Raw genomic sequence first — 13,458 nt, forward strand, 5'->3', positions numbered from 1 at the left:
CGGCTCAAACCCACAAATGCAAAACTATCTAATTAAGAGACTTTTAACCATCTTCTCTGCACGGGTCTGCAGGAAATCCCTTTAGTGATTCACCGATTTGTTACCGGATAGACCTTGATACCAACGATAATGGGAAGGCGACATCAGCTGCCACCTACACAGGCGACCCACCCATAGCGACCTTGGCCCCTAGGGCCGTCTCAGCCAGAAAGGCTTTCTCATGGCTAAGAAGAAACACAGCAAGAAAGACAGCAAGAAAAAGAAGCGCCACGCTGGAATAGAAGCGGCTTCTGAGTCATCCACACTCAAAGCTCCCGAGAAACACGGCCGCTCCCACGAGAAAGCCGGAGCCAAGCAGCGACTTTCAGAGGCCCAGCGCAAGGCAGCCAAACAGGCAGCTCGCAAGGCCATAGGGACAAAGGCCACCAAAGACTATGCCGCAGCCTCAGTGAGAGCCGGTCACCTCTCATCTGAGAAGATGCGTGCCCAAAGCTCCCATAAGTCCAAGCGTGACTATTCCTACACCCAAAACCGCGAGGTCAGCTGGTTGCGCTTTGACGACCGCGTCCTCACAGAGGCCCTTACGCCCGAAGTCCCCCTCTTCGAGCGCCTCAAGTTTTGCGCTATCTTCCAGAGCAATCTGGACGAGTGGTTCATGATTCGCGTGGGCGGCCTCTCCACCATGGAATACGTCAAGAACCCGCCGCGTGACAACAAGAGCGACATGACCCCTAGAGAGCAGCTAGAAGTGCTCTTCGACATGATCCCTAACTATCTGGGACGCCAACAAGAGGCCTTCCATGCTATCGAGCGCCAGCTTATGCGCTTTGGCCTCACTCGAGTGGACACCGCGAATTTTGATGATCGCGACAATGTGGCGGTAGGACGCTATTTCGATCGTGCCGTGGCCCCCGTGCTCTCTCCCCTGGTGGTGGATCCACGCCATCCCTTCCCCAACCTTCGCAACGGCCAACTCTATGTCATGTGTGCATTGGATGCGGGAGCTGAGGGCGAGCTTCTCGGCATGGTAGAAGTGCCCCCCAATGCACCCCGGGTGGTGCCATTGCCTTCGGATTCCAATAATTTCCGCTACACGCTTATTGAAGATGTCATAGCGCAAGGTCTTTCGCACTCGGATCTCTTCAACAACTATGTGCCGGCGAAGACCTGTGTTGTGCGCGTCACCAGGAACGCCGACATCGACCCTGACGGCGAAGGCGTGGAGGAAGAGGAGGATTATCGCCAGCACATGAAAAAGATCCTCAGGCGCCGCATGCGCCTGGATCCGGTGCGCGTGGAGCTTCAGGGGTCACTCGGAGAACATCTGGAGGAGTTTGTCCGCGAAGAGCTAGGCCTTTCTCCAGAGCGCGTCAGCCGCCTGGATATCCCGTTGGACCTCTCCTATGTATATGGCCTCGAGGGCAAGCTGCCGGCGCGCCATCGCTCCGCATTGCTCTTCGAGCCATTCGAGCCCCAGCAATCAGCCATGGTAGACCCAGCGCGGCCCGTGCGCGAGCAGATCATGGACCACGACGTGCTGCTCTATTATCCCTATGAGTCCATGAAGCCTCTTTTGGACCTGGTGCGCCAGGCGGCCATCGATGACGATTGCATTTCTATCCGCATTACCTTATACCGCGTAGCCACTCGCTCCCGTCTGTGCGAAAGCCTCATCACCGCTGCCGAAAACGGCAAAGAGGTTACCGTGTTGATGGAGCTTCGCGCCCGCTTTGACGAGAAGAACAACATCGAGTGGGCTGAGCGCCTCTCCCAGGCCGGCTGCACGGTGATCTATGGCTCTGAGGGCTATAAGTGCCACTCCAAGATCTGCCAGATCGCCTATCACGACAAGGATGGCATCAGCCGCATCACCTGCCTGGGTACCGGCAACTTCAACGAGAAGACCGCCCGCCTCTATTCTGACTTCATGCTCATGACCGCCCACAAGGGCATCGGCGAGGACGGCAACGCCTTCTTCCGCAACCTTACCCTGGGCAACCTTCACGGCGCCTATAAGTACTTGGGCGTGGCGCCGGTAGGCCTCAAACCTCTCATCATGCGCGGTATCGATCGCGAGATCAGCCGCGTCAAGGCCGGAAGCCCCAGCCGCATCTTCATGAAGATGAACTCCCTCACCGACCGCGACGTCATCGACAAGATCGCCGAGGCCACCCAAGCCGGCGTCTCTGTGACCCTCATAGTCCGCGGCATCTGCTGCATTCGCCCTGCAATCCCCGGTAAATCCCAGGGTCTGGAGGTGCGCCAAATCGTAGGCCGCCTGCTGGAGCACTCCCGCGTCTACGCCTTTGGCGAGAACGTGGATACCCTTTACCTCTCCAGCGCCGACATGATGACCCGCAACACCGAGCGCCGCGTGGAGATCGCCTACCCTGTGCTGGACGATACCTGCCGCGAGTTGGTCATCGAGTACATGGACCTCCAGCTCTCGGACAACGTCAAGGCTCGTCGCCTCTCCCCCGAGGGCACTTGGGAAGCCATTCCTGTCGAGCCCGATGAGCCGCTGGTCAACAGCCAGGAAGTGCTCATTGCTTTGGCTTACCACCATGCCCAGCTCAAACAGGCCCCCGGTGGCGCCCCGGCTCCCCTCTCCCCCGAGCTCGCCTCGCTGCCGCCAGATGTCATCCGTCGCCTTATCTCCATATTCAGCGACTATCCCCTCAAGCTTGAGCCCGAGGTCACCCCAGTGGCTGCACCCACTCAGGCTGACGATCTCCATGATTTGGAGACAGCTGGCGACTTTGTGCCGCCAGAGATATTTGAGAGCCATCCGGTGGCCATCCCCGATCGTCCGGCCGACGAGCGCCCTCGAGACATCGCCCAAGATCAGGCAGCCGTGACCGCCGCAGCTCAGGCGCAAAAGCCTGCTGCGCCCTCAACGCCCCAGCCCGTCGCCGCAGCTAAGACGCCTGCCCCGGTGCCCCAGGCGACAGAAACACCCTCCCCTGCCGAGAAACCCGCTCCTCAGAAGGCTCCAAGCACTCCAGGGATCCCGGAGAGTCCAGTCACCGCCAACGTGGTAGACGACGATGCGCTTCAATCCAGGCCAGACGCCTTTATCGTCAAGCGTGCTCCTGGCAGGATTGCCACGGCCTTCTCCCTCATCAGCCTGGGACTTCGCACTCTTATCGCAGGTCCTGAGGCTGCCCTGGCGGCTCAATCCAAAGCTGACGAGCGCAATGCCAAGGAGGAGCGCCGCCGCGCCGAGCGTCGTGCCCGTCGTTCCCAAAAAGGCTCCAAGCCCTCCCAGAACTCCGGAGACCAGGCATGAGACTCGAGGTAGAGCGCTTTTCCTACGGCCCTGACGCCATCGCCCACGCCCCCGACGGCCGCGTGGTCTTTGTGTCCGGCGCCGTTCCTGGAGATACGGTAGAGGCGCACGTCACCAAAGAAACAGCCCGCAGCCTTAGGGCCACGTGCACCCAAGTGCTCGAGCCTTCCCCCTATCGGGTGAAGTCGCGCTGCCCCTATTCGGAGGTCTGCGGAGGCTGCCCCTGGGCTTCGGCATCCTATGACTTCCAGCTCTCAGCCAAGCGCGAAAATGTGGTCTCATCCCTCATGCGAATTGGGCGTTTTGGCCAAGAGCATGCCCAGCAGCTGGTGGCTCCCGCTCAGGCCTGCGGCGAGAGCTGGGGTTACCGCAACAAGATCGAGCTGGCCGTGGCTCGCCAAGGCCAGCGCACCATCGTGGGCATGCATCCTGCCAAAGGAGCTGCACCCATCAAAGTTGACCGCTGCCTGCTTCTGGACCCTGTGGCAGAAAAACTCATCAAGGGGGTCTCCGGCGCCCTGTCCTATGTGGCCTCCAGTCATCAGTTGGAGTTGGAGCGTGTGGGGATTCGGGCTTCTCGGCGCACCCGCGACATCGAAGTGGCCCTCTGGACCTCCCCCGGCGCCTTTCCCCGGGCGCACATGGCCAAAGTGTTGGGGGATGCTGCCAAACCCACCTCGGTGGTGCGCGTGCTGTCCAAAGGCCCCCAGAAGGCCCGCAAGGTCACAGGAGTTGAGGTGCTCTCGGGCACAGGCTCTTGGTCCGAGCGCATCTTAGATGAGACGCTCCGGGTGAGTGCCCCATCGTTTTTCCAGGTCAATACCAAAGGTGCCGATAAACTCGTCCACCTTGTACTGGAAGGTTTGAATCCTTGCGAAGACGATCTGGCAATGGACCTTTATAGCGGCGCCGGAACCTTCACGGTACCGCTGGCTCGCAGATGCGCCTTCGTGGACGCAGTCGAGTCCTACGGCCCTGCCGTGCGCGACCTGCGTCGCAATCTGGAGATGAACTCCATCGACAATGGCGATCCTGTGGGCGGCGATGCAGACCGCGAGTTCCCGGATTCAGAGGCAGACGTCATCGTGGTGGATCCTCCACGAGCAGGCCTGGCTGCCTCTGTGGTAGAAAAGCTATCTCGCCAACCCGCCCGAGCCATCGCCTATGTCTCCTGTGACCCGGCAACGTTGGCACGCGATCTAGAGCGCTTTGTGGCCCAAGGGGTCTTCGAGCCGGTCTCGATCACCCCAGTGGATCTCTTCCCCCAAACGTTCCATGTAGAAAATGTCACCATCTTAAAGCGACGCGACTAAGCCGCAAAGAGGTTTTTTGATCCATTGAAATATAGTCAGGCGACCCTCCTTAACAGGCAGGCCGCCTGACCGATCAATTTGAGGGGTGGCGCAGGCTAGCGGCCTGCGGCTCCAGGGAAGCCAAAGGCATCATGGGCGGCAGCACAGCCTCCAGCAATAGCCTGGGCCAGCGCCTTTTGAGCCAAAACGCCCACCACATCTACCGGGCAATCCACTTTGCCTGTGGCCAGCACAAAGACAGAATCACCGTCGTTGGTGGTATGAGTGGGCACAATGGCGTGGGCATAGCCGTCAGAGGCCATCTGAGCCACCTTGGTGGCCTGTGCTTTAGTCAAGCGGGCATCGGTTACCACGCAAGAGATGGTGGTATTGGTGCGCGGAGCGTCTGCTGAGAGCACGTCGAGGGGCATAGAAGCCATTTTCGCCAAGAGATCGAGGGGTTTATCGGCAATGACCTCAGAGTCAGAAGCCACACGAGCCCCCGCAATAGGATTGCCTGTAGCAGGGTCAAAGACGCTGCCTACGGCATTCACTGCCACCACGGCGGTGCAGGTAACCGCTCCAGCCGTCTCTGTAGCCCAACCCAGGCCACCCTTCATGGCGCAGTCAGGACCCAAAAACTTACCTACCGTGCAACCTGTGCCCGCTCCAAGATTGCCCATGAGGGGCTCTGTGAGTGCCAGGTGATCCAGAGCGTCCACCACAGCCTCTTGGCCACTATGGACATCCGGGCGCACCTGGGGGTTGCCTACGGCCAGGTCAAAGAGGCAGGCCCCGGTCACGATGGGTACCCGAGCGATGCCTAGATCCAAACCGATGGAGCGGCGCTCCAACTCTTCTGCAGCCCCCGAAGAGGCGGCAAGGCCAAAGGCCGATCCGCCAGACAGCATGACGGCATGGACTTGATCCACCGTCTCCTCGGGACGCAGCAGATCAGTCTCGCGGGTAGCAGGAGCGCCTCCAGCCACATCTACCGCTCCGGTAGCTCCTTGGGGCGCCACTATCACCGTGCAGCCAGTTCCCGCCTCCACCTGGGTCCAGTTTCCCAGATACACATCGTCAAAACCCGGCAGCAGCATGGCTTCTCTCCCTCTCTCGTCATCTCTTTTGCTAGATGCCCATAACAGGCCCGAGGGCATGGGGAGCAAAGGCTCGCAGCTCCCGCACCACCTGGGCCACCGGCAACCCTACCACCGTATCGTAGTTTCCCTGAATCTCCTTCACCAAGAGCCGGCCTAATCCCTGGATGCCGTAGGCTCCCGCTTTGTCCGCGGGCTCCCCCGTCGCTACATAGGCTTGAATCTCTTGGGAATCAAGCTCGTAGAACTTCACTGCACAGGTGTTGGAGAAGGTGAGATGGCACCAGTCTTTGGGAGCCGATAGCCCTTCGTGCGGACGCTCTATAAGCGCACAGCCGGTAGAGACATGATGGGTCTTCCCAGAGAGCTTTCCAAGCATGGTGCGGGCATCCTCAGGCGACGTTGGCTTTCCCAATACGGCGCCGTCGAGCCATACCAACGTATCGGCTGCCAGCACCAGCTCGCCGGGCTCAGCTGTCTGAGCCACTGCCAGAGCTTTGGCACGCGCCAAACGCTCTACCAGCGACACGGGGTTTTCGCCGGGCAGGGGCGTCTCATCAATATTGGCAGGAATGACGCGGAACTCAATTCCCACCTCAGAGAGCAGCTGAGAGCGACGAGGTGACGCGGACGCCAAGATCATAGGTGCATCCTTTTTCTAGGGGAGCCGGAACCAAAGAGCTGAAAGCTTGAGGATTAATCCACAAGCATGGCGCTGGCAACGCTCTGTGCCGCCTCAGGGCCAAGGAGCGCCGTGGTAAGCGCCAGGCCAAAAGGCACGGCAAAGGCAGGGCCGGACCCGGTGATGAGGTTTTTATCGGTATAGACGCCGTTTTTCTCTGGGCGCACGCCGGCAGGAAAATCAGTGTCGCAACCGGGATAGCAGGTGGCAGTGCGGCCGTCGAGCAGATGCTGCTCGGCCAGGAGCATGGGACCCGCACATATGGCGCCCACAAGCTCGCCTGTGTTCATGCGGCGGGCGATCTCGTCTGTCACCAGGGGGCATTGGCGCAGATTGTTGACCCCGCCCATACCGCCTGGGATGACCACCAGATCATAGGCGGACAGATCGCGCGCGCCCAGCTGGGCGGTGCAGGAGACAAGCACGCCATTGGAGGTGGTGACCTGTCCGGTGTCGCCGGTGCAGGCGATGGTGTCCACCTCGACTCCAGCACGCGTCATGACGTCCAGGGGAGCCAGGCCTTCGATGGTCTCAAAACCGTCGGCCATACAGATTGCACAGGTTTTCTTTGATGCCATAGCTCTATCCTCTCCAAGAGATTTGCCATTTGTGCAGCTAGAAGGTCAAAGAGCGGCCTTGGCGCATCCAGGCCCTCTGATAAGTAATCTATCAGTGAGCCCCGCTGGCCCTGAAGCCATTGTGGCCTCATGTACCCAAACCAGCTGGCCTATCATGGAAACCACAGACACCCGCACATACCTTTGAGGAGCTCGCCTATGTATCGCATCGTCGCCAGCGATATGGATGAAACCTTTTTAAACTATGACGCCGCAATCCCCGAGGCCAACCTTGAGGCCGTGCACAAGATGCGCCAGCTAGGCGTGCATTTTGTGATCGCTACCGGCCGCCCCTATTTTTCTATCATCAAAGATCTGGAAGCGTTGGGCCTCGCCGGCAATCCCGATGAGTTTGCCATCACTATCAACGGCGCGCTGGTCAAAGCCTGCGACGGCACCGTGGTGGCCAGCTATCCTCTGGACCCTTCCATCGTGGGACGCCTCATTGACTTTGCGGTGGACCGCGACCTCTGCCTGCATCTTTATGGCTCCGAGGCCACCTATGTATGGAACATGAACCCCGACGAGTGGGACTTTCTGAATGGCCGCATGGAGGTCGTCGAGCTCACCTTGGACCAGATACGCGCTCTGGACTGCCCCATCTACAAGGTGCTGGTGGAAAACGAGGACACCCAGGCCCTCCACGACATTCGCGACCAGGCATTCGCCCAGATGCCCGACCTGGCCTCCAAAGTGGAGACGGTCTTTTCTTCCGACCGCTACGTGGAGTTCAACACCGCAGGGGTATCCAAGGGCGCAGGCCTTAAGGATGTCGCCGATCGACTGGGCGTACCCATGCAAGACACCATCGCCGTAGGCGACGCGGTCAACGACCTCGCCATGCTTCAGGCGGCAGGCGCAGGTTGCGTGGTGGCCAACGTGAGCGGTCTTTTGCGCCCTCTCCTGCCCCAAGACACCTACTACCTCCACTCCAACTGCGCCGAGGGCTGCATGCCTGAGGTCTTGAATGACCTCATAATTCCTTCGATGGATAAGTAGCTTCCCTGCCGAGAAACGCCTCCGTCTTGAAAGAGGCGCCCTTCTCGGCTGCACTTCAATGGATGACCTAAAACGAGACCTGCAGCCAATGGGTTGCAGGTCTCATTCTAGTTACGGCTATAAAGCACCAGGAGCGCGTAGCTAATTGAACTTAACCACCTTGGAGATGACTTTGTAGAGGCCGATGGAGGTCTTCTCGCCCATCTTCGTGGGCAGGTTGGAGCCGATTCCGATGAGGCCCTTGCGGCAGTAGTTATACATCTTTTTATCGTACTGCTTGAAGTACTCCCAGAGGGCGTCGCAGTTAAGGCGGGCATCGGGAACCTCGGACATGCGGGCGAAGATGGAGCACACGGCCATCATGATGTTCATATAGTCCAACATATAGGTACGCAGCTTGGAACTCTCCACGTCCTCGTAGAGGTGGTAGGCGTCCATCATGATGCGGGTCACGCGCAGCTGCTGGTCGATGCGGCTGGCCATGACCTTCTCGTTGACTGACTGGTCCTCGCGGCCAATGAAATAGCGGTAGAGGTCCACGTCTAGATAGTAGAGGGTCTTGCAGCGAGGCAGGGGCACGTAAGCGTAGATGTTGTCTACGTAGAAGGTGTGGGCAGGCATGGGAATGCCGCCGGAGCGCAGCACGTCAGTGCGATAGCACAGGGCATGCATGAGCAGATTTTGGTCGTAGCCAAAGTGGCCGATCTTATCCCAGGTGAGCACCTTGTTGCGGCGCAGGGCGAACTTGTAGTCGATGACGTTCTGCTTGCCATCTTCCACATGCTCATAGACGTAGTTGGTGACCACCAAGTCAACGCGCACGTCGTAGTTGATAAAGCTGCGCAACGTTTTCAAGAGCTTTGAGAGGGCGGGGCCGTCGTACCAGTCATCAGAGTCGCACACCTTGAAGTAAACGCCGTCTGCCTCATTGAGCGCTGCCAGCACAGCAATGCCATGGCCGCCGTTCTCCTGATGAATGGCCTTGACCAAGTTGGGATACCTGCGCTCCCAGTCTTGAGCCTTCTCAAAGGTGTTGTCTTTGGTCGAGCCATCGTCGACGATGATCACCTGGATGTCATCTGCGTAGTCTGCCCCTTCGAGGATGGATGAGATGGCGTGATCCATATACTCGGCAGAGTTGTAGCAGGGAATGCCAACGGATAGTGTCTTCATCATGGGCGAGTAATCCATTTCGTCTTTTGCCGTGCATAGCGCAAGGATGCGCGCCTCGCCAGGAGACGTGCACGCCTGAGGGCCTGAGGTTAGTTGTGGGCGGCCATAAGGTCGTCGGAGAGCGCCAAGGCCGAAGCGGTGACGCCGTCCATATCGTAATAACGATACTCGGCCAGGCGGCCCACGGGATGGAAGTTGGCCAGGTGGCTCACGCGATCGCGATAAGCCTTATAAAGCTCCTGGTTTTGAGGCTCCAGGATGGCGTAGTAGGGGGTCATGCCCTCGCCGCGCACATAGGGCTGGGGATACTCGCGCATGATAGTGGTGACCCCGGGCATCTCTTGGCCGGTCATGTTTTTGAACTCGGTGATGCGGGTGAAATCCTCGCTGGTGGTGTAGTTGACGGTGCCCACTGGCTGGAAGCGGTCCATATCCAGCGTCTCAAAGCGCATGTCTAGGCTGCGATAAGGCAGATCGCCCAGGTCGCACCCAAAGAGCTCGTCCAGAGGACCGGTGTAGATGACTTCGCCGCCGTAGGGCTTGCCCTGCACCATCACATGCTCTGGGGTGACCTCTAAGATGTCGCGGGCGTCCACGTTCACAAAGACGTCGATGAGGTCGTGGTCCAGCATGCGCTCGAACATGCGGGTGTAGCCCTCCTCGGGCATGCCCTGGAACGGCTGTGCCGGGAAGTAACGGTCGTCATCGCCAATGAAGATGGGCACGCGGCCGGTGATGGAAGGATCTATCTCATCAGGCGTCTTGCCCCACTGCTTCATGGTGTAGTAAAGGAAGACGTTCTCGTAGACGTAGTCTGCCACCTCTTGCAAATCAGGGTCGTTCTTCTCGCGCAGATCCATGATGGGCACCTTTTTGTTCTCGCCAAAGGTGGCCACCAGCTTGCGGTAGAGCTCTTCTCCGCGTTCTTCGCCAAAGGCCAATTTGAGGCTGGCGTGGTTGAAGGGCACCGGCATGAGAGTGCCGTGGATATCTGCCAAGACACGATGCTGGTAGTCTGTCCAGCCGGTGAAGCGCGATAAGAACTCGTTCACGCGCTCATTGAAGGTGTGATAGATGTGCGGGCCATAGACATGGACCAGGATGCCTGCCTCGTCATAGGCGTCGTAGGCGTTGCCGGCAATGTGATCGCGTCGTTCAAGCACGGCCACCTTGAAACCGCAGCCTTCAGCCAGGCGACGAGCGCAGACGGCTCCCGCATAGCCTGCACCCACCACGAGCATGTCGTAGTCGGCAGCATTAAAGGTGTTTGGCAGCCCGCAGGACAGCTCCATCATGAATTACCCCTCTGATCGTGTGGAAGTTTGGGCCAAAAGGCATGCCTTAAGACCGCAAACCCAGGTGAGCCAAGAATAAGCCCTAGGTAGACGGGCTTCTTGCCATAGTTGGTCCCTGTTCTGTTCGAAATGGTATCACGGGTATCTATAATGGTCGCCATAGGCAACGGCTCGCCACGATATAGGCACGTCCTCGAAAAAGCGGGCCCTGCCTATAAAAGAGCGTCTCACACGTAGAGAGGGAGTTGGAATGCAGGACTTTTTGGGCACGATGAAGGCCAAGGCGGCCGCCAACAAGAAGACCATCGTGCTTCCTGAGGGCGAAGATCCTCGCACCCTGGAGGCAGCCGCGCAAATCATCGACGAGGATCTGGCCAACCTGGTCATTCTTAACAACACCGGCGTGCCCATTGACATGCCTGGTGCCACCATCATCGATCCCCGCACCTCGCCCAAGCACGAGGTCTATGCCCAAGAGCTCAGGCGCCTGCGCGCCAAGAAGGGCATGACCATCGAGCAGGCTCGCGAGTTGGTGAACGACTGCACCTACTTTGGCACCATGATGGTCAAGATGGGCGATGCCGACGGCCTGGTCTCCGGCGCATGCCACTCCACCGCCAACACTCTGCGCCCCGCACTGCAAATCCTGAAGACCGCCCCCGGGACCAAGCTGGTATCCAGCTTCATGGTCATGTGTGTGCCCAACTGCGAGTATGGTGACCACGGCACCTTCATCTTCTCCGACATTGGCCTCAACGAGTACCCCGATGCCGACGCCCTCTCTGAGATCGCCATTTCCTCTGCCCAGTCCTGGCGCGCCCTCATGGGCACCGAGCCCCACGTGGCCATGCTCTCCTACTCCAGCCACGGCTCTGCGAACTCTGACTACGTGGACAAAGTGGCTGAGGCCACCTCTCTTGTGCATGAGAAGGAGCCCGAGCTAGTCTGCGACGGCGAGCTGCAAACCGATGCCGCCCTGGATGAGACCGTAGGCGCCCTGAAGGCCCCCACCTCCCAGGTGGCCGGCCATGCCGACGTCCTCATCTTCCCCAACTTAGACGCCGGCAACATCGGTTACAAGCTGGTGCAACGCCTTGCCAAGGCCAACGCTTACGGCCCGCTGCTCCAAGGCATCGCCCGCCCGGTGAACGACCTGTCCCGCGGCTGCTCCGCCACAGACATCGTCGCCGTAGTGGCCATCACCGCCGTGCAGGCCCAGCTTCAAGACTAACGGCGCTCCTTGCCCTTTTCCTTGCCGAGAAACCCTCACAACCTTTGATGGCGCGGGTTTCTCGGCATCGGGCGCAAGGTGGTCCCTGCATTGAAAAAGGACGGCTTCCCCTAAAGGAAGTCGTCCTTTTTGTGAGCCGGCCGCGAGCAGGACTAGGCGCGAGCCATCTCAGGTAGCTGGGGGCCGCCGGCCTTTGCCAGATCCTCCAGGTCGCCAAAGCGCTCTTGGAAGTTCTCGACGAACATGATGGCCAGATCCTGAGCGCAGCGGTCGTAGGCACAGCCGTCGACCCAGGTGGCGCGAGGGTCGAGGATGCGGGAGTCTACGCCCGGGCACGTGGTGGGCACATCCAGGTTGAAGAGGTCGTTGTGCACAAAGGTGCTCTCCTCGATGGAGCCATCGAGCACTGCGTCCACAATGGCGCGGGTGGCGCCCAGGTCGATGCGGTGGCCTGTACCGTAGGGACCGCCTGTCCAGCCGGTGTTCACCAGGTAACAGCGCACGTTGTGGCGGCCGATCTTCTCGCCCAGCTTGCGGGCGTAGACCTGGGGGCGAAGGGGCATGAAGGGCTCGCCAAACATGGAGGAGAAGGTAGGTTGAGGCTCTTCGATACCCTCCTCGGTGCCGGCCACCTTAGAAGTGAAGCCGGTGAGGAAGTGGTACTTTGCCCCTTCCGGCGTGAGACGGGAGACCGGCGGCAGCACGCCAAAGGCGTCGGCCGTGAGGAAGATGACCACGTCTGGGATGCCGTCGACACCAGTAAGCAGGGCATTGTCCACGTACTCCACTGGATAGGAGACACGGGTGTTCTCAGTGATGGAGTCGTCCATGTAGTCCGGCTTGCGAGTCTGTGGGTTGAGCACCACGTTTTCACAGAGAGAGCCAAAGCGAATGGCGTCGAAGATCTCCGGCTCGCGGTTGCGGGTAAGGCCAATGGTCTTGGCGTAGCAACCGCCCTCCAGGTTGAAGACGCCCTCGCGGCACCAGGCATGCTCGTCGTCGCCGATGAGCTGGCGGGAAGGATCAGCAGAAAGGGTAGTCTTGCCGGTGCCCGAAAGGCCAAAGAAGACCGCGGAGGAATTGGTGGCCGGGTCCACATTGGCCGAGCAATGCATGGTAAGCACGTCGTCTTCAATAGGCAGCAGGTAGTTCATGGCCGAGAAGATGCTCTTTTTGATCTCTCCGGAATAGCCGGTGCCCGCCACCAGAATCACGCGCTCCTGGAAGTTGATGACCACCGCCACCTCGGAGTTGGTGCCATGGGCTGCCGGTGAGCACTTGAAGCTGGGGGCGGCCAGCACCACGAAGTCTGGCTCACCATAGCGCCAGAGCTCGAAACGGTTGGGACGCACCAGCATCTGCTTGGCGAAGAGTGCCTGATGGGCCTCCTCGGCCACCACCATGAACTTGCGGCTATGAGGACGACGGGCTCCTGCCAGACCTTGGATCACAAAGGGGTCTCGCTCGGAAAGGCGCTCGCACACGCCACGCTTGATGCGCCGATAGTATTCGTCAGAGATGGGCTTGTTGGTAGCACCCCAGGCAATGCGAGAATGGACATCAGGGGTGTCCACGATAAAGCGGTCGTGAGGAGAGCGGCCGGTGCGCTCCCCGGTGGTCACCACCAGTGAGCCATTGGACGCCAGCTGACCTTCCTTGCGCACCAGAGCCTGCTCTACCAGCTCTGTCACAGAAAGATTCCAATGGACGTCCTCTTCTTGTACGCGAATGCCGTAGGCAGAGAGACGCTCGTCAAACATAGGAACACCTCCGATAAGAT

At 59.5% G+C, this 13,458-nt stretch carries 10 protein-coding genes; 4 read left to right on the forward strand and 6 right to left on the reverse strand.

The window, feature by feature from the left end:
- Positions 1-220 precede the first annotated feature (220 nt).
- Together ppk1 and rlmD are read left to right on the forward strand one after the other, a co-directional pair.
- The gene (gene ppk1, locus OR601_RS05365; RefSeq protein ID WP_265591271.1) at positions 221-3,289 is read left to right on the forward strand and encodes a polyphosphate kinase 1; all 3,069 of its coding nucleotides are present in this window, start codon (positions 221-223) and stop codon (positions 3,287-3,289) included.
- On the forward strand, positions 3,286-4,602 hold the full coding sequence (gene rlmD, locus OR601_RS05370; RefSeq protein ID WP_265591272.1) for a 23S rRNA (uracil(1939)-C(5))-methyltransferase RlmD: 1,317 nt from the start codon (positions 3,286-3,288) through the stop codon (positions 4,600-4,602). Before ppk1 ends, rlmD begins: the two co-directional genes overlap by 4 nt.
- A 95-nt stretch (positions 4,603-4,697) precedes the next feature.
- On the opposite strand, the gene OR601_RS05375 is transcribed toward rlmD, so the two are convergent.
- From OR601_RS05375 to OR601_RS05385, 3 genes are read right to left on the reverse strand one after another with little or no spacing between them, the layout of a single operon-like run.
- Positions 4,698-5,681 (reverse strand): P1 family peptidase, encoded by a 984-nt coding sequence (locus tag OR601_RS05375; protein WP_136013169.1) that lies wholly within the window; start codon positions 5,679-5,681, stop codon positions 4,698-4,700.
- A gap of 31 nt (positions 5,682-5,712) precedes the next feature.
- The gene (locus OR601_RS05380; protein ID WP_265591273.1) at positions 5,713-6,324 is read right to left on the reverse strand and encodes a Maf family protein; all 612 of its coding nucleotides are present in this window, start codon (positions 6,322-6,324) and stop codon (positions 5,713-5,715) included.
- 53 nt (positions 6,325-6,377) lie between these two features.
- Positions 6,378-6,941: a DJ-1 family glyoxalase III gene (locus OR601_RS05385; RefSeq protein WP_265591274.1), complete on the reverse strand. Its 564-nt coding sequence runs from the start codon at positions 6,939-6,941 to the stop codon at positions 6,378-6,380.
- A gap of 198 nt (positions 6,942-7,139) precedes the next feature.
- Here OR601_RS05385 and OR601_RS05390 point away from each other — a divergent pair, with 198 nt between their 5' ends.
- Positions 7,140-7,979 carry an HAD family hydrolase gene (locus OR601_RS05390; protein WP_265591275.1) on the forward strand — a complete coding sequence of 280 codons (840 nt, stop codon included), beginning with the start codon at positions 7,140-7,142 and terminating at the stop codon, positions 7,977-7,979.
- Positions 7,980-8,120: 141 nt separating this feature from the next.
- On the opposite strand, the gene OR601_RS05395 is transcribed toward OR601_RS05390, so the two are convergent.
- Both OR601_RS05395 and glf read right to left on the reverse strand, forming a co-directional pair.
- Entirely contained in the window at positions 8,121-9,155 is a 1,035-nt protein-coding gene (locus OR601_RS05395; RefSeq protein WP_265591276.1) for a glycosyltransferase family 2 protein, read from the reverse strand.
- 86 nt (positions 9,156-9,241) lie between these two features.
- Positions 9,242-10,444 (reverse strand): UDP-galactopyranose mutase, encoded by a 1,203-nt coding sequence (gene glf / locus OR601_RS05400; protein ID WP_136013187.1) that lies wholly within the window; start codon positions 10,442-10,444, stop codon positions 9,242-9,244.
- 253 nt (positions 10,445-10,697) lie between these two features.
- On the opposite strand from glf, the gene pta reads away from it, so the two are divergent.
- A complete protein-coding gene (gene pta, locus OR601_RS05405) occupies positions 10,698-11,678 on the forward strand; it encodes a phosphate acetyltransferase (protein ID WP_136013164.1) in 981 nt (326 codons plus the stop codon).
- 152 nt (positions 11,679-11,830) lie between these two features.
- On the opposite strand, the gene pckA is transcribed toward pta, so the two are convergent.
- Positions 11,831-13,438 carry a phosphoenolpyruvate carboxykinase (ATP) gene (gene pckA, locus OR601_RS05410; RefSeq protein WP_136013163.1) on the reverse strand — a complete coding sequence of 536 codons (1,608 nt, stop codon included), beginning with the start codon at positions 13,436-13,438 and terminating at the stop codon, positions 11,831-11,833.
- Positions 13,439-13,458: the final 20 nt, after the last annotated feature.

It is taken from the genome of Leptogranulimonas caecicola (genome assembly GCF_023168405.1).
In the GTDB taxonomy this organism is placed as follows: domain Bacteria; phylum Actinomycetota; class Coriobacteriia; order Coriobacteriales; family Atopobiaceae; genus Leptogranulimonas; species Leptogranulimonas caecicola.